The organism is Maritalea myrionectae DSM 19524, assembly GCF_000423365.1.
Taxonomy (GTDB): Bacteria; Pseudomonadota; Alphaproteobacteria; order Rhizobiales; family Devosiaceae; genus Maritalea; species Maritalea myrionectae.
Genome location: NZ_AUHV01000002.1, coordinates 69,930 through 87,026, shown reverse-complemented (window position 1 = coordinate 87,026; position 17,097 = coordinate 69,930). Strand labels below are relative to the sequence as shown.

Below are 17,097 nucleotides of genomic sequence, written 5' to 3'. Positions count from 1 at the left end.
TCAAACAGGTCTTCGAATGAAACTGCCGAAATCCATAATACTGACTTTGCTCTTTATTTTTGCACAACCCTTAGCGGCCAGCGCTCAGGGCGTCAACACTGGCCCGCAAAAACCAATGTTTAACACCAAACCATCTCTCGGGTTAACACCCGAGAACATCCCATCTGTAAGACGTATCGGCACCGATCAAATCAAATTTGAATATATGTACTTCGCCCCCAATGGCTGCTGGAGCTTGGCGGGACACACATTGGATGTGGGCCGCTTTGTGGCCGACCTCACGTTCACTGTGCAGATTGAAGGCGGCATGTGCACCATGGCGATCAAACCGCTTAATATGGAAGTGTGGTTCGATGCGCCCAAAGATCTCGACCGATTGCGCTTTGAGGTGAAGGATCAATCAGGACAAGTGATCGAATCCCAAGAATTGCTGATCGAATAGGGGCATTTTGCCCCTGTCATCAGTCTGTCATAGCTAAATGATCTTGGTGCTTGTCATATCCCGATAAGGTCTATAAAACGCAGGCCACATCCCACAAAGCAAAATAAGGGTATTTCAATGGCTTTGGAACGTACATTTTCTATTATTAAACCTGATGCCACAAAGCGCAACTTGACTGGCAAAATCATCGCCAAGTTTGAAGAAGCTGGCTTGCGCGTTGTTGCATCAAAGCGCATTCACATGACACGCGAGCAAGCTGAAGGCTTCTACGCAGTGCACAAAGAGCGTCCTTTCTTTGGTGAATTGGTTGACTTCATGATTTCTGAGCCCGTTGTTGTGCAGGTTTTGGAAGGCGAAGACGCCATTGCGAAAAACCGCGAAGTGATGGGCGCAACAAACCCAGCTGACGCGGCTGAAGGCACAATCCGTAAAGAGTTCGCGCTTTCAATCGGCGAAAACTCAGTGCACGGTTCAGACGCACCAGAAACTGCTGCGGAAGAAATCAAATATTTCTTCTCTGACGACGAAATCGTTGGCTAATCGCTGCGATTTTGTTAGTTTTTAAGGGTCGCTTCGGCGACCCTTTTTTATGCCTTGAACCTTGCCTGAAAGTCCCTTCATATGTCCGTTGCCCGCATTGAACGCACCGTCTGTCCTCACGATTGCCCATCCACCTGTGCGCTGGATGTGGAGATTTTGGAAGATGGCACCATGGGCCGGGTGCGCGGGGCGAAGGATGATCCATACACAGCAGGCGTGATCTGCGAAAAGGTCGCCCGCTATGCGGAGCGGACGCACCACCCAGATCGCTTGCTTTATCCGCTGAAGCGGCTGGGGGCGAAAGGCGAAGGCAAGTTTGAGCGCATTTCATGGGATGAGGCGCTGGATATTGTGGCCGAAAAATTCCTCGCCGCCGAAGAGGCGTTCGGCGCGGAAAGCGTGTGGCCTTATTATTATGCGGGCACCATGGGCTATGTGATGCGCGACGGGATTGACCGCCTGCGCAACGCCAAAAACTATTCGCGGCAATATGGCACCATTTGTTCCATGATTTCATGGGCCGGCTATGTGGCGGGCACAGGCCGCTTGCAGGGCGTGAACCCGGAAGAAATGGCGCAATCGGACGTGATCGTGATTTGGGGCACCAACCCGGTGCACACCCAGGTCAATGTGATGACCCACGCCATGAAGGCCCGCAAAGAGCGCGGCGCGAAAGTGGTGGTGGTCGATATTTACCGCACCGCCACCATGCAACAGGCCGATATGGGCGTGCTCTTGAAGCCCGGAACAGATGGCGCACTGGCCTGCGCCCTGATGCATATTTTGTTGCGCGATGGCAAAGCCGATCGCGAATTTATGAGCAAATACACAGACTTCTCCCCAGAGTTTGAATCACATCTTGAAAGCTGGACGCCCGAACGCGCCGCGGAGATCACCGGATTGGAAGTCGCCCAAATCGAAGAGCTGGCTGCATTGCTAGGCAACAACCCACGTGCCTTCTTCCGGCTCGGCTATGGCTTCACCCGTCAGCGCAATGGCGCCACCGCCATGCATGCAGCGCTGTGCTTGCCCGCCATGCTGGGCGCATGGCAATATGACGGGGGCGGGGCGTTCCATTCCAACTCGGGCACATGGGGCATCGATAAAAGTCTGATCACCGGATCAGACCTCGCCACCAAGCCCCAGCGCTTGCTGGACATGTGCGAACTTGGCCCGATTTTGACCGGTGATCAAAAGGCACTGAAAAACGGTCCGCCGGTGAAAGCCATGCTGATTCAAAACTGCAACCCGGCGGTTGTGACGCCGGATCAGGAACTGGTGCGCCAAGGCTTTAAGCGCGACGATCTGTTTGTGGTGGTGCACGAGCAATTTATGACCGACACCGCCGAACTGGCCGACATTGTGCTGCCCGCCACCATGTTCACCGAACATGAAGATTTTTATACCCGCAGCGGTCATACGCGTATTCTCTACGGCCCGAAAATCCAAGAGGGCCCGGGCGAAACCCGCTCCAATCACTGGTTGTTCAAGGAACTGGCCAAACGGTTGAACGCCAAGGGTGCCGCCTTTGAGATGGAAGACCGCGAACTGATCGACGAGACGTTCCAAAAGTCAGGCTTTGGCTCGCTAAACGAGGTGGCGGAAGAGGGCTATATCGAACGCGCCGACACTGTGGCCGACGCCCATTATCGCGATGGCTTCGCATGGGACGATGGCCGCTTCAAATTCGCGCCAGACTGGCCCGCCACGCAAGAGCGCAAAGCGGTAGAATTTGTATGCGACCCGGCCATTCTGCCCAAATTCGCCGACCATTGGGAAACCATTGAAGCCTGCGACGAGGTGCATCCGTTCCGCCTGGCCACCAGCCCAGCCCGCGCTTTCCTAAACACCAGCTTCACCGAAACGCCCGGTTCACAAAAACGCCACCCGGAACCGACCGTGTTCGTCCATCCAGAAGATGCCGCCGCGCTCAACATCAACGAAGATGATTACGTCACCGTCGGCAACAAACGCGGCGAAGTGATCCTCAAAGCCAAAATCTTCGACGGCATGCAACGCGGCGTGCTGATCGCCGAAAGTCTGTTTAAAAACAAGGCCCATAAAGGCGGCAAAGGAATCAACACTTTAATCGGTTCCGACCCCGTGCCCCCGTTTGGCGGCGCTGCGTTTCATGATTGTGCGGTTTGGGTGAAACCTCACCCGTAAACCTGCCAAAAGAAATAGACCGTCAGCCCCAAGCCATAGACGATCACAAAGCGGCGCACATAGAGGGCGGGGATCAGATAGGAGAGGCGGGCGGCGAGGTAGCCGCCTAGGGTGGCGCCCACAAGGGCGACAGAGCCTTCCAACCAATATATCGAGCCGCCAATGGCCAGCCGGATCACGGCGGTGAGGGCGACCAAGGTGGAGAGCCACAGCTTGATGCCGTTCATGCCATTAATGTCTTTATAGCCCGCCAGCACCAGAAACGCCAAAAGGATGATGCCCAGCCCGGCATTGAAAAAGCCGCCATAAAAGCAAATGGCGGTGAGCAACAGGGCGGTGCCGATGGCCCCCGCGCGGGCCGCGCGCTTGCTGCCGCTGCTGCGCGACACCAAATAGCTGTTCAACTGCCCGCCAAAGCTGAAGGCGAGCACGGCGAACAGCATAAGCCAGGGCACAATGGTGCTGAATTGCGCGTCGGACACGAGCAACAGCGCTTCGGCCCCCAAATAACCCGCCACCAGCGCGATAATAGAATAAAGCACGATCCTTTGCCTGTTGGCCATGATCGCGTCGTAAAAGCCAATGGCGCCACTGGCATAGCCGGGCAGGCAAGCAAACGTGTTGGTGGCGTTGGCGGCCACAGGCGGCACGCCCACCAGCATCAACGCCGGGAAAATCACAAATGACCCGCCGCCAGCCAACGCATTTAACGCCCCGGCGCCAAGCCCGGCAAAAAACAGAATGATCCAGTCCAAAATATTGTCCTTTTGATCCAATGATGCGCGCAATAATTATCCAAGGATTGGACAATATGAAACAAATTCGTGCTGTACACGTTTTTGTGTTTGAAATGGGGTTGATAGTTTATCGTAAAATTACGATAAACCGACCTTAACTTATTCAAACCAGTGAGGCACTTTATGTCAACGGTACAAAACAAGCCAATCGATCTTTACTATTGGACCACGCCAAATGGATGGAAGATTTCAATCCTTTTGGAAGAGTTGGGCGTGCCTTACAATGTGCACATGGTGAACATTGGTGCGGGCGACCAGTTTAAAGACGATTTTTTGAAAATTTCACCAAACAATAAAATTCCTGCGATCGTTGATCCAGAAGGGCCGGGCGGCGAACCAATCAGCGTGTTCGAATCAGCGGCCATCATGAAATATTTGGCCAAGAAGTTCGATAAGTTCTACCCCAGCGACGAGCGGGCGCAGGTGAAGGTGGATGAATGGTTGTTCTGGCAAATGGGCGGTTTCGGCCCGATGTTGGGGCAAAACCACCACTTCAATAAATATGCGCCAGAAAAATTGCCTTACGCCATGAAGCGCTATGAAGATGAAACGCACCGCCTTTACGGTGTGTTGAACAAGCGCCTGGCTGACAACGACTTTGTGGCTGGCGACTATTCCATCGCCGATATGGCCATTTATGGCTGGGCAACCCTTTGGGAAGGCCAAGGCATGGATATTGAAGAGTTTCCCCATGTGAAAGATTGGCTGGTGCGCCTGGGTTCTCGCGACGCTGTGGCCAAGGGCATGGAAGTGGGCAAGGAAGCCCGCGAGCAGCTTAACCTTGCCAACGACAAGGACGCCCAAAAAGTGCTGTTCAATCAGCGTTCAAAATAACAAAACCGATCGGATTTGGGTTAAGGCGCGATCTTAACCCAATCCTCTTTCAGGCAAAGAATGCTGTAAAACAAACACCCTTTCAGGCGAATGGTTTGAGGATTGGGCATTTTAGCCGTGCCTTCATACATTTTGCCATCCAGCGGATTATAAAGCTCGCCCACAAATGCTTTGGGTTCTTCGCTTTTGCTAAAAGTGATCAGCAAGATGCCTTCAATAGGGCGATTGCGCAATTTCGGATCTGGATTGCGCTTATCTGTTAAGCCCGGCTTGGCTGCTTTGGTCACCACCCCACAAAACTGCCGCCCACACCGATCAATCCGCACTTCCGCGTCAAGTCGTGTGCGCCACGTGCCGACAGGGTTAAACGCCTGCGCGAAGCCAACAGTCGTCGGCATCACCAGGGCCAGCGCCAGCACATATTTGAACAGTGGTTTCATCGCATTTAGCAGCATATTCATTCCCAAAAACAACTTATTAAAACACGATTCGCAGCAAATTTTCGTCAGTAATAAACGACGGATAAGCGCCACGATCTTGAAACTGATTTTTACAAAGGGGCGTTTCGCAAACTTTAATATGTGTCCGAAAATAGGCACATCTGCCGCCCACATATTATTATGACTTCCAAATTATGAACCCGCGACGCAACTTTCAAGCATAAGCGTACACAAGACATTGTCAAAATTTTGAAAAAATGGCTTGCATCCATGATGAGCTTAAGGTTATTCACGACCCCGGAGAGGTGGCCGAGTGGTCGAAGGCGCTCCCCTGCTAAGGGAGTAGGCGGGGAACCGTCTCGAGGGTTCGAATCCCTTCCTCTCCGCCATTCTTTCAGGTTAGTATTTGAATTTTCACGGCAAAATTCCTGCGGTGTTGTTTCGGCTTACCATCTAGCCCAACAGTCATTCCCTATCCTGGATTGCCCCATAGTTCTTCACCGGCTCTCGCTGTTCGAATATGTGGACTGGCCAATTCCCGTTAGAATCGCAGCAATCCACTGCTCGAAGTAAACTTGCACAGCGACAGAAGCGCAGTGTGCGCAGCAAGGTAAGGCCTATTTCTCGGCTGGGCGCCTCCTTTGACCCCTTCAAACGAACGGGGCTTGCCCCTCAGTCCTACGATTAGCATCTCCGCTGAAGTTTCGACCTGCAACTGCGCAAGGAGGAGATGAACCATGAAATTTGAACGCCCGGGTATTGGCGCGCGGGTTGGGCAACTTGGCTATTTGCTCAAGCATACTTTTACCATTGTCGCGCGAGATGACGATATTATCGTGCCTGTTCTCAAGATGAGTGCCATGGCCGTGTTGGTCGTTTGCCTGTTTTTCGGGGGCATTGCGGCTATTGTGCTCGGCAAAGGCGGCCTCGGCACCTGGCTAATTCTATTCGGGATTTTCGCTTTCATATTCAAGTTTTTTTACTACAACATGACCGAGCTGGCGCTCAGCCGCCTGGTTTATGAAACAGCGATTGGCAATGATCCGGATGGCAAGAGCGTAAAAAAACAGCTTAAAGGGATGCGCGGGCGTTTGTGGTTGCTCAGCCTCGCGGATATGCTGAGCGTTTGGATTGCCAGCCAGCGCGGCAAGGGCGGCTTTTTTATTCGCATCATCATGGGCGGGCTTGTGGAGATATGGGACCTGGTGAACCATTTTCTGCTGCCGGTGTTTGCCATAGACAAATTGTCGACGAGCGAGGCCACGCAAAAACTCACCGCGTTAAAAGACAATGTGCCCGAAACGCTGGTTGGCGTGTTTGGCATCGACATAGCGGGGGGCGTGGTGCGCGCCATTATTGGGCCTGCTTATGTGCTGGGTGGCTTGATTGGTATCGCGATCGGCCTGTTCTTCGGCGGCGCCATGCCGGAAGGTTTTTCGGGCGGCAAAATCGGTGATGTGTTCCCAACCGTTCCCGCTTGGCTGCCATTCGGCCCGGAAACAGTCTTCAGTTGGATGCCGTTCTTCATTGCCATATTTTTGTGCTTTGTGGGCAACGCCGTGCTTGCCCGCTTGGTAACGGCAGTGAAGGTTGTCTATTTCACACTTTTCTATGCGCGGATCGCCCATGCTGAAGCGTTGATGCCTGATATTCGCGAGGAGATGGAAAGCTATCTCAAAATGGATGGAGAGGCAGATAGCGGCATGTCGACGGCCTAGATGATTGTTTTGGCTGTGAAACTATTGATGTTGGGCCCCGTTCAAACAAACGGGGTCTAACGGGGACAGGTGTGGCATCGTTTGGCCTACAACGGGCTCAAATTTTTGAACAAGGAAGATATGAAATGTGGGATTTCAACATCGGCAGTGCATTTGGAATGATGGGGCGCACCTTGCCCTTCATCATTTTGCGTATGGCGGTTTATTTCGGGATTGCCATTGGCTATGTCCTTGTCACCGGCACTGGAGCTGGGATCGGTTATGGCGTCGGCATTGTCGGCGGCCCGGATTTTCAGGCCAACAGCACCATTTGGGGTGGCATCATCGGGTTCGGCGTCTTTGGTGCGGTTATGTATTGGGCGCGCGAATATATTCTTTATATCGTCAAGGCTGGCCATATTGCGGTGCTCCTTGAACTGATGGATGGCAAAAAACTGCCGCAAGGGCGTAGCCAGCTGACGCATGCGACCACAGTGGTGAAACAGCGTTTCGGGCAGGCGAGTGTGCTGTTCGCCATCGATCAGCTGATCAAGGGCGTGGTCAAGGCGATTTCTGGTTTGGTGCGGGGCATATTGACCGTATTGCCGATCCCGGGGGCGCAACAGCTCGCCGGCATCCTGAAGGCGTTTTTAAGCGTCGCAGTCGGTTTCGTGGACGAGGTGATCCTTGCCTATGCGATCCGCACACAATCTGACAATGCATGGATGTCTGCCAAGGAGGCATTGGTGCTTTATGGCCAGAACTACAAAGTGATGCTGAAGAACGCCGCGTGGCTGGCATTTATCGTTTATGGCCTAGGCTTTTTGGTCTTTTTGTTGATGCTCGCGCCAGCGGCGCTGATCGTTTATCTGATGCCTGGCGGATGGACGGCAGGCGGCTTTATCTTTGCGCTACTTTTCGCGTGGAGCGTCAAGGCGGCACTGCTCGAGCCGTTCGCCATCACCTGTATGATGCAGGTCTATTTTAAAACGATTGAGGGCCAACGTCCCGACCCTGAATGGGAGGCCAAGCTTGAGCAATTGTCGAAAAAATTCCGCAAGCTAAAAGAACGTGCACTCGGCTCGGCCGGTGAGAGTGGGGCGGCTTCCGGCGTTGAAGGCACCTCATGATGATCAGGCATCTTCTGGCCCTTGTCTTGCTGATTTTGTCCGCAACTTCTAGTCTGGCACAGATGGATGGGCATGGGCCAGACGCTTGGCAGGTCAGGGGCGTTGCTGCCAACGACAATTTGAATGTGCGTGCCGGACCGGGAACCAAATATATGGCGATTGGTGCATTCGCTCACAACGCCACAGGGTTGAAAATGATCACTTGCGTCCCGTTTCTAACCCAAGAGCATTATTATGCCCTCACAGATGCCCAACGCGCCAGCCTTCCGGCCCGATGGTGCCTGGTGGAAGGGCGTGACCAAAAGACCAAAGGCTGGGTTTCGGCCCAGTTTTTGGGTGAAGATGTTTCGCGTTTACAGCCGGAAATGGATCCGCTGGTTAGCGACGCGGAGGCGTTGGTGCGCCATGTCTATGATCTGCAATTGAGTGCAAGTAGTGGCGGTGCCCTTGGGCCGCTGCACCCATCTGTTGCACGCAACTATTTTTTCGCCGATGTCGTGGCGCGGCTGGCGCAGGGCAATGTTGGTGCCGATCCGCTATTTAATGCACAGGATACCCAGATCAGCGATTTGAAGGTCTTTGCGCCAGATGAGCGGACTATGTTTCGAGGGCGGATCACGGTGCATGCGACATTCAAGAATTTCGGGCGCCCACAATTGGTGGTTTTCCATCTGCGGGTTGATGGATCGCTTCCCGATCCGGCTCTGCGCATTATGCAAATCGAACATGAAAATTGGGTGTTTCCCTGAATAAAAGCGGCCCTCATGTCGTGACCTAAACGCCCATACCAATCAGAAATTGAAAGTGAGGCTCCAGCATGAAATGTGTACCGTTTCTCGCCCTGACGATCTTTGCAAACCCCGCTTTCGCTCAGGCACCGCCTTGTGATGGCACCTATGAGTTGTTCAGCGGCAAAATTACAACCGATGTGATGCCCGGCAACACGCTGCCCGATGCGGAACGCATCGCACGGGCCTTTAATAATCGCGAGGGCCTCGCCGGTCAGGTCATCCGTAAGCCGCAAAGCGAAGGTCTGCATGAGGTGAAAGTCAGTCAATGCGGCCGACAATTCGTCTTATCGCAAAACGACAAAAACATGCTGTTTCTGCAATCTGCTACAGATGAAACACTCTACGTTGCCCAAGACATTGGCACCCAAAAGGCTGAATTGACGTTCCGTGTATATGGCCATGCGTCCATGATCGGGCGGATGGCTGGCGAAGTGCAGGGGTTCAGCTTCGACTATCCCGCAGCGATGGAGCCGCGCGCGCTTGCCATGCCCGACATGGAGGGGTGCCAGGGCGAAAACCTCAGCGATAGCGACTCTGACATGACGAAATCAGCCGCGGCGCAAGGCTTGGCGATGGCACTTGCTGACCAAGGTAAGACAGCGGCCCAAGGCTATACGCTAAGTGATTACGTGATGACCAGTGCGAAGGACAGTGGCCGTGAGAGCAGCTGGTTGCATCTGGGCGAAACCGGCAGGATATTGCCCGTCAAACCAGGCGAGGACAGCCTGGAACGTGTCTGTGCGCTTGGTGAAACTGGCTTGCTTAATCCGCCACGCGTCCGGCTGAATTTTAAGCAGCGCGAGGTTGATGGTGAGATATATGTCTTTGCCCAGGTGATCGACATCGAAACCGGCATTATTCGCGAACAGCGCGAAACCGTGGCGGCTTCGACCTCGGCCACAGATCGAGCAGAGGCGATGAGTGCAGCAATGGCCCAACTTGACACGCCAGTTGGGGCACCGAGTGGAGGATATAGTCAATGATGCAGAGTTTTAGAATTTGGATTGCGCTGCTTTTCGCCGCAATGTGCGGCCTTGGGAGCAATGTCAGTGCGTTGGCTCAGGACGGGCTAGAAGTGGACAGCACTTATTGGGAATACAACTGGGAGACAGATTGCACCGTGATTGACGCCAGCCCGCCAGAGGGCCCGGGTGCCTATGCGCAACTGCTATGTCCTGGTCCAGGCGACTTGCATTTGATGCTGTCAGATGATGATGGCCGAATTTCCCTCGATTACACCAAAAACCCCCAATTTGGGCCCTGGGAGAGTTTTCAAACCTTCAATAATGTGGCGCGCACCGTCGAATGGCGCGGCCAACGCCTCAATGGCGATATGGTGCCGTTTGCCACGATCCATCGCTGGTTCGTCGGCGCCGGGGAACAGCAGCACCAGTTTTTGGTTGTGAGTACCGTTGCGCACGCCCCCGATGCGGAGAGCTGCATGGTGGGGTATATTGATGCGAGCAACACACCTGACGCCAACAAAATGGCCCGCCGTGTGGCCGATAAGATTGCCCTGGGCTTCAGGTGCGGCGAAGATCGGCCCCGGGCCTATGGCTGGGTCGACCCCACCACCCCGAGAACGACCCGCGCCGGGCACTAAATGTTATTCGGAGACCGCTGAAGCCCGGTCGAGATCGGGGAGTGGACCGTCATCGTCGCGTACGACAATTTGATCGAGTACATTGCGGCCATCGTCGGCTGTTTGGTCCAGCTCTTTGATGTCGCAAGGGATATACGCCCCTATGTCGTCGCCACCGGGGCGGGACAAGATAATATGGTCGCTGGCTGAAATTCTGTATGCCGCTTCTCGCGATCCGCTGCGTCCCCCTTCGCCGGGTGCACCGCTGACCACATCGCAGGACATTTGGCCGCTGGAAAACTGGCATTGCCCGTGCCCTTGAAATTCATACGGTGCGCCACCGTCATTGCCTGCTTCGGTGTTGAGCTTTTTGGCCACCATAAAGCCATCTGGATAGTGGACATGTGGTGCGCGCGCACACTGACCGGCAATTTCGGCAGGCGACCGTTTATCAGGGCTCGCCCCGTTGAACCAAGCATAGACGCCGGGCTTAATGTCACCTTCCTGCGCTGCCAAGGAAATGGGTGCCCCCATGGCCATCGCCAGAAGTGTTGTTGCCATCGTCGTTAGCGTGCAAAACTTTGTCATTTTCAACCTGCTTTTCTATGTTTGAAATCTGACCGGGGAGTAAGGTGAATCCAGCACCCCAGTGCCCACGACTATCTAGCGTCAGGCACTGAATCGCCCCGTTTGTTTGAACAGGCCGCGATCAATTTGTCAGGGGCAGGGAAAGGGTAAAGGTGGAGCCGACGCCTTGTTGGGATTGAAACCGCAGGGTGCCTCCAAGTAGATCGGACAGCTTTTGAGATATATTCAGCCCAAGCCCGATTCCTGAAATGTTGCGCGCGGTTTTCGCTCTGAAAAAACGGGTAAAGACGCGTGATTGCTCATCTTTGGACATCCCGATGCCCATATCATGCACACTGATGGCCAGTCGATCCGCTTCAGCCCGGGTTACGATGTTCACCACTTCATTCGCCGGAGAGTATTTGATGGCGTTGCTCAATAGGTTGGTCAGAATTTGCTCGACCAACAAAGGGTCGGTGACCAAGTTTTTGGGGGTCTCCGGCGCAATCTGCACCTCAATGCGCCGTTCGGGGGTAAGTTCGCGCTGCCGCGCCGCCACACCATTGATCAGTTCGGCTGTGTCGCAGGTCTGCATGCTCACTTCGAGTTGTCCACCTTCCAAGCGTATGGACTTGAGCGTCATTTCCATGAGCCGGGTCAAGTTCGCGACCGCCTGCCGCACGCGTCCGGCCCGCTGCACAATCTCGTCCCGTGTCATTGCCGCGCGATCCCGACTGATGCGTTGCATGGATGAATCGATGACGGCGAGTGGCGTGCGGAACTGGTGCGAGACCAAATCTATAAAGCTGCGATAGGCTTCGCGCATTTTTTGTTCGTGCAGCAGCGCTTGCTGCGCGAGATGTTTGTCGAGTAGGGCGCGCACCATGATCACGCAAATCAACAAACCCAAACCATATAAGGCAATGACAGAGACGATGACCTGAGCAATCGATGCGTTAATCGCGTCGCTACGAGCACCTGTCTCATCCCAATGCACAACCATCGAGCGGTTGGCCGCGTGCCCGAGATCGGTAACAAGCGGTGCCGTGACCTCATGAATCTGCATGGCCGCATCAACGTCACCTTGTTTCAGATCAGCAATGTCACGTTCAATCGCCAGGACCGCTTTTTGATGGTCTGCGATGGTTTGCTTAAAACCGATCTGCTCCAAGTGGCGTGCCTGCGGGCCCTCCAGCAACTGAGACAGGCGACTGAGAAGAAGATCATATTGCAACTGGCGGTCGGCCTCATAGGGCATGTTCGCCACATCGCTCGCGACGGCCTTATCGAGCAACAGGGTGGTGGAGCGTGTGCGCTCAAGCACCCATACCATGTTGTCGGTAACACTGCGTCGCGTTTCAGCTTCCGTGCTCGATAGGCGCATCAGCGCAAATCCCAACAACACGGCAAAGCTCACGATCGCGAATCCGGTGAGCACATAGCCTATGGCGGCCCGTCGGCTCGGCGTCATTGGATTTTTAGGCTGTCGAGATGCCATACCCAGCGATAATCATATCGGATGTCCTGAAGTTCTTCGACATCGTCACGCGGATAGACGATCCAGAGCGGCCCCTTATCCCGGGCGGTCAATTGCTTGCCATTCATCTCCATGGCGACGAGGACATCGAAATCTTTAAAATCGCTCATGGGAATATCGACCACATAATCGTTGAGCGCGTGCGCTGTCGCCATCTCACCTTCGGCACCTACCAGGTCCAAAAGGTCCCGCATCAAAAAACCCTCAAAATGCTGGGGGCCATCTGTCACGGATGTGTGCGTTTCCAATTCATGCCGCTCGAGTTCGTTTAACATTTGACGGTCAAAAACCGCTTGGCCATTCAGATTTGTCCGCGCAATTGCGCCTTCTATGCGCAGCACCGTTTGCCCTGTCGGCATAGGCAGGCTTTCAGCTGTCTGCGCAAAGGCAAGCGTGGTTGCGCCAGCCAAGAAAGCGGCAGCCATCAGAGCGTATTTCAAAAACTGATATGGTCGCAATGACGCCCCCAATACGAAACTCTTCAACTGCTGGATACAGAACAACAAATCCGAGCGCTTATGTCCACATATAGGGACGCCAGAAGATAGTTCTATCATTGCACCTCAATGATCGCCCGACTTAACACCGTCGGGCCGGCAAGGTCGAGCAAGCGGAACTCATAAGTGCCGGGTTCATCCGGCATCGTGAACATGAGCGGCGGTTCGTTGTCGGTCTTTTTGGCCTCGATCCAGGTGAAATCTGCCTGATCTCGTCTGGCAAGCGAGATACGTTGACGATCACTCTCTGATGAAGAAGTCCAACCAACCTGCACCGTTTCGCCGGGTGCTGCCGTTTTGGGCACATCAAGCGAACCACCGGTATCGAGCGCAGCATCTTCGGCGACCACCTCCACGATGGCCCGTGCCAGTGTCCGGCGTCCTTCATCGAGGACGTATCTAACCTCATACATTCCGGTTTCCTCTGGTGCCCGCAATGTCGCCTCGGTATCGTCTCTGACGCGCTTATGTTGCTCGACAGCGTCGTCCTCAGCGCCCATTGGCACAATGGTGACGATATCCCGGCTGTTGGTGTCGCCTTGCCACGTCACGGCAATATCACCCTTGGCGCGCACTGTTTCAGTCGCAGTCAATTGGACCGAAGGTTCAGTAACCTCAACAGGCGTAGACGCTAACGTGCGGCGACCTTCGTCGATCACATAGCGAACTTCATAAAGACCGGGTTCACCAGGCACCCGCAAACCAGAAGAACTGTCGTCCTTGACGCGAATGTGGTTTTCGATTTCGTCTTCGTCAGCCCCGGCGGGCACAATGGTGATAATGTCGCGACCTGCGACTGCTTTACTCCAGCTCACCTCAATACTTGACCCGGCGAGGGCGGTTTCCGGAGCCGCCACAGTCACCTCGGGTTCAGTGACCTCAACTGGGGTTGAAGCCAATGTGCGACGACCTTCATCGATTACATAGCGTACTTCATAAAGGCCGGGCTCACCGGGTACCCGCAAACCAGACGAACTGTTGTCCTTGACCCGGATGTGGTTTTCGATCTCATCTTCATCGGCCCCGACGGGCACAATGGTGATGATATCGCGGCCAGCCACAGCTTTGCTCCAACTGACTTCGATGGTTGACCCGGCGAGGGCGGTTTCCGGAGCCGCCACAGTCACCTCGGGTTCAGTGACCTCAACTGGGGTTGATGCCAACGTGCGGCGTCCCTCATCGATCACATAGCGAACTTCATAGAGACCGGGTTCACCAGGCACCCGCAATCCAGAAGAACTGTCGTCTTTGACCCGGATGTGATTTTCGATCTCGTCTTCGTCAGCTCCGGCGGGCACAATGGTGATGATATCGCGGCCTGCGACTGCCTTGCTCCAACTGACTTCGATGGTTGACCCGGCGAGGGCGGTTTCCGGCGCTGTAACGCTCACTTCTGGCTCAGTAACTTCGACCGGGGTTGATGCCAACGTGCGGCGTCCCTCATCGATCACATAGCGAACTTCATAAAGGCCAGGCTCGCCAGGTACCCGCAAACCCGAAGAACTGTCGTCCTTGACGCGGATGTGGTTTTCGATCTCGTCTTCATCGGCCCCGGCGGGCACAATGGTGATGATATCGCGGCCATCCACAGCTTTGCTCCAGCTGACTTCGATGGTTGACCCGGCCAAGGCCGTTTCCGGAGCCGTAACAGTCACCTCGGGTTCCGTGATCTCAACTGGAGTCGATGCCAATGTGCGGCGCTCTTCATCAAGCACATAACGAACTTCATAAAGGCCGGGCTCACCGGGTACCCGTAGGCCAGAAGAACTGTCGTCCTTGACGCGGATGTGATTTTCGATCTCGCTTTCATCCGCCCCGGCGGGCACGATGGTGATGATATCGCGGCCATCCACTGCGTTACGCCAGCTCACCTCAATGTCTGACCCCGCCAAAGCGGTTTCTGGTGCAGTAATGCTAACGTCATATTCTGGCTCTGGCTCAGGTTTCGGTTCGGTGGGGGTGGCCACGGTCGCGCTGACCTCGCCAAGGGCCGCTTGCAGCTCACCTGCATCCGACGCGGCAATAAACCTGCCACCGGTTTTTTCCGCAATGCAGGCGAGTGAATCTTCTTCTTCCTGGCTGCCAAGCCCAAAGCCAATCACATGCGCCGTGAAACCAATTCCAGCCCTATTTAGATCGTCTGCCAAGGCGCAAGGATCACGCTCGCAGCTCTCGATCCCGTCAGAAATAACAACCACAGTTGCCGGATTGTCGCGAAATGCTAGTTCGTTAGCTGCTCGTTCGATGGCAGCGCTTAATGGCGTTTTGCCACGCGGAGTGATTTGCCGAACCTGCTCAAGAAATTCAGTTCTATCCACACGCCCCGGTGCGATGAGAGTTTCGATATCCGAACAATCGCCCTCGCGACGGTGACCATAAGCCATAAGACCGATATTGGCGTCGGCGATCCAATCGCCCATCAGATTTTCCATCGCGTCACGGGCAATTTCGATTTTGGCGACGCCTTCAATCTGGCCCCACATCGAGTTGGACCCGTCGAACACGACCATAACGTCATCAACGGCATTAGCAGGACTGCCAAACAACAGGCCAGTGGCCGCAGCAATAGCAAAAACGATGCGTTTCATGAGCTCTTCTCCCCGGCAATTTATACCTTCACATAAACGAAACTGCACAACAATCCCCCCTCCAAACGAACGGGGTGAGCTTTGGGCAGCGATGTGCAAGACTTGAATTAAGAGTCCTTGGGCGATTTCATGGAGTCCAAAATAGAATCAACACTTCCATCAGAAAGGTAGGCGTCCATCCCGCATCAGCCAAAACCAGTTATTATGTGCATAGAGGACGAGCCAGACCTTCTTGGTGACATTGGCGAAGAGCTCACTGCTGCTGGCTATTCACCGGTCTTGGCGGCCAACGGGGTGGAAGCACTGCGCGAAATGGAAACGCTCGTTCCCGATCTTATTATGTGCGACATCACCATGCCGCGCCTTGGCGGACGCGAGCTTTTGAAAATTTTGCGGACTCAGCGGCCGGATTTGGCGGATGTGCCGTTTATCTTTTTGACAGCATTGGGCGAGCGCGAAGATGTAATTGGAGCCAAATTGGCTGGTGTAGACGATTATCTGGTCAAACCCGTCGATTATGATTTGATGCTGGCCTCCATTGATGCCCGCCTTGGGCAGGTTGCACGCATACGATCCAAATTCGATGCGGACGTCGCCAGCACGTGGCAGGCCCTCAAAACTCTTTCCGCCGGTGATGCCGTTTGGAACAGCGCCGCTGCCCACGCGCTCAATTTTCTGGCGCTGGGGATCGTTTTTCTTGATGGCGATCACCAGGTGGTTTTTGCGAACGAGGCGGCCCAAGTTTTTTCCATTGAGGCCGATGGGCTAAGTGTGGATGGACAGATCCAACTACGCGAACGCGCTACAGCCAAACAGATGTATTCAGCAATTGCAGAGGCGACCGAAGCCAGCCAGAATGGCGCAGAGTTCGTGTCAGGCGTGGCTGTTGGTGGCGTTGCCGATGTGCATGACATGCTTGTTCTAATCTGTTCGCTTCCCGGCGCCATGCCAACGGGAAAAGGGGTGCCGGTTGCCGTGGCTTTTCTATCTGATCTGGCGCACCGTCCGCACCTGTCCCGTGATCTAATCGCCTCTCTCTTCAGCTTAACGCCAACTGAGGCAGAGATCGCACTAGAATTGACGCAGGGACATCGGCGCGAAACCATTGCGGAGCGGCTCGGCATTTCCAACACCACCGTCGCATTTCATATGCGCAATCTCTTTGTGAAGACCGACACAAATAGGCAGGCAGACCTTGTCGCCAAAATTCTTGTTGGTGTCGGGGCTCTTTCTTTGCCGAAAGGATTAGAAAAACCGCAAGAAGGATCTAGCGATTAGCAGTGCTTTTTAGACACTGTTGCCATGGCGCCGGGAAGTGAACGGAGTCTTTGAATGATCGTGCTGAAGGCACAATTTGCTCGCAACAAGAAAGATTGATTTGAGCAATTATCCTCTGCAACGAGGAAAAGTTATGTGCCCAAGCTATCTTGATACATCCATTGCGCCATCGAGTTGAATGTTTCAGGTGGCAAAATATTTCCGCGGGAAG

Annotated in this window: 16 protein-coding genes and 1 tRNA gene; 11 read left to right on the top strand and 6 right to left on the bottom strand. The window is 54.3% G+C overall.

What is annotated here, in order from left to right; genetic code table 11:
• Window positions 1-16: 16 nt before the first annotated feature.
• From G549_RS0100435 to G549_RS18335, 3 genes are all read left to right on the top strand, one after another.
• Window positions 17-442, top strand: a complete 426-nt coding sequence (locus tag G549_RS0100435) for a hypothetical protein (protein WP_027833370.1) — start codon at window positions 17-19, stop codon at window positions 440-442.
• A 117-nt stretch (window positions 443-559) separates the two neighbouring features.
• Window positions 560-982 carry a nucleoside-diphosphate kinase gene (ndk, locus tag G549_RS0100430; RefSeq protein ID WP_027833369.1) on the top strand — a complete coding sequence of 141 codons (423 nt, stop codon included), beginning with the start codon at window positions 560-562 and terminating at the stop codon, window positions 980-982.
• A gap of 81 nt (window positions 983-1,063) precedes the next feature.
• Complete coding sequence (locus G549_RS18335; RefSeq protein WP_051213054.1) at window positions 1,064-3,148, top strand: molybdopterin-containing oxidoreductase family protein; 2,085 nt, start codon at window positions 1,064-1,066, stop codon at window positions 3,146-3,148.
• On the opposite strand, the gene G549_RS0100420 is transcribed toward G549_RS18335, so the two are convergent.
• Window positions 3,139-3,936, bottom strand: a complete 798-nt coding sequence (locus G549_RS0100420; protein WP_245985740.1) for a sulfite exporter TauE/SafE family protein — start codon at window positions 3,934-3,936, stop codon at window positions 3,139-3,141. The genes G549_RS18335 and G549_RS0100420 overlap by 10 nt on opposite strands.
• Window positions 3,937-4,068: 132 nt before the next feature.
• On the opposite strand from G549_RS0100420, the gene G549_RS0100410 reads away from it, so the two are divergent.
• Window positions 4,069-4,779 (top strand): glutathione S-transferase N-terminal domain-containing protein, encoded by a 711-nt coding sequence (locus tag G549_RS0100410; RefSeq protein WP_027833367.1) that lies wholly within the window; start codon window positions 4,069-4,071, stop codon window positions 4,777-4,779.
• A 20-nt stretch (window positions 4,780-4,799) separates the two neighbouring features.
• Here G549_RS0100410 and G549_RS0100405 read toward each other — a convergent pair whose 3' ends face one another.
• Window positions 4,800-5,219, bottom strand: coding sequence for a DUF2147 domain-containing protein (locus tag G549_RS0100405; protein ID WP_027833366.1), 420 nt, complete (start codon window positions 5,217-5,219; stop codon window positions 4,800-4,802).
• A gap of 299 nt (window positions 5,220-5,518) precedes the next feature.
• On the opposite strand from G549_RS0100405, the gene G549_RS0100400 reads away from it, so the two are divergent.
• The 6 genes from G549_RS0100400 (at window position 5,519) to G549_RS21055 (ending at window position 10,440) form a co-directional block, all read left to right on the top strand.
• A tRNA-Ser gene (locus G549_RS0100400) sits at window positions 5,519-5,608 on the top strand.
• A gap of 348 nt (window positions 5,609-5,956) precedes the next feature.
• Complete coding sequence (locus G549_RS0100390) at window positions 5,957-6,937, top strand: hypothetical protein (RefSeq protein ID WP_027833364.1); 981 nt, start codon at window positions 5,957-5,959, stop codon at window positions 6,935-6,937.
• A 125-nt stretch (window positions 6,938-7,062) separates the two neighbouring features.
• Complete coding sequence (locus tag G549_RS0100385) at window positions 7,063-8,046, top strand: hypothetical protein (protein WP_027833363.1); 984 nt, start codon at window positions 7,063-7,065, stop codon at window positions 8,044-8,046.
• Window positions 8,046-8,795 carry an SH3 domain-containing protein gene (locus tag G549_RS0100380; RefSeq protein WP_036220676.1) on the top strand — a complete coding sequence of 250 codons (750 nt, stop codon included), beginning with the start codon at window positions 8,046-8,048 and terminating at the stop codon, window positions 8,793-8,795. The genes G549_RS0100385 and G549_RS0100380 overlap by 1 nt, the downstream gene beginning before the upstream one ends.
• A 68-nt stretch (window positions 8,796-8,863) precedes the next feature.
• Window positions 8,864-9,820, top strand: coding sequence for a hypothetical protein (locus G549_RS0100375; protein WP_027833361.1), 957 nt, complete (start codon window positions 8,864-8,866; stop codon window positions 9,818-9,820).
• Complete coding sequence (locus tag G549_RS21055) at window positions 9,817-10,440, top strand: hypothetical protein (protein WP_051213048.1); 624 nt, start codon at window positions 9,817-9,819, stop codon at window positions 10,438-10,440. The genes G549_RS0100375 and G549_RS21055 overlap by 4 nt, the downstream gene beginning before the upstream one ends.
• A 3-nt stretch (window positions 10,441-10,443) precedes the next feature.
• Here G549_RS21055 and G549_RS0100365 read toward each other — a convergent pair whose 3' ends face one another.
• The 4 genes from G549_RS0100365 to G549_RS0100350 form a co-directional block, all read right to left on the bottom strand.
• Entirely contained in the window at window positions 10,444-10,980 is a 537-nt protein-coding gene (locus G549_RS0100365) for a hypothetical protein (protein ID WP_027833360.1), read from the bottom strand.
• 148 nt (window positions 10,981-11,128) lie between these two features.
• Window positions 11,129-12,457, bottom strand: a complete 1,329-nt coding sequence (locus G549_RS21050; protein WP_051213045.1) for a sensor histidine kinase — start codon at window positions 12,455-12,457, stop codon at window positions 11,129-11,131.
• Window positions 12,454-12,948 (bottom strand): putative pterin-binding protein, encoded by a 495-nt coding sequence (locus tag G549_RS0100355; protein WP_051213042.1) that lies wholly within the window; start codon window positions 12,946-12,948, stop codon window positions 12,454-12,456. Before G549_RS0100355 ends, G549_RS21050 begins: the two co-directional genes overlap by 4 nt.
• 128 nt (window positions 12,949-13,076) lie before the next feature.
• Complete coding sequence (locus tag G549_RS0100350; protein ID WP_027833358.1) at window positions 13,077-15,608, bottom strand: vWA domain-containing protein; 2,532 nt, start codon at window positions 15,606-15,608, stop codon at window positions 13,077-13,079.
• Window positions 15,609-15,812: 204 nt separating this feature from the next.
• On the opposite strand from G549_RS0100350, the gene G549_RS0100345 reads away from it, so the two are divergent.
• On the top strand, window positions 15,813-16,886 hold the full coding sequence (locus G549_RS0100345; protein WP_051213039.1) for a response regulator: 1,074 nt from the start codon (window positions 15,813-15,815) through the stop codon (window positions 16,884-16,886).
• The last annotated feature ends 211 nt before the right edge of the window (window positions 16,887-17,097 follow it).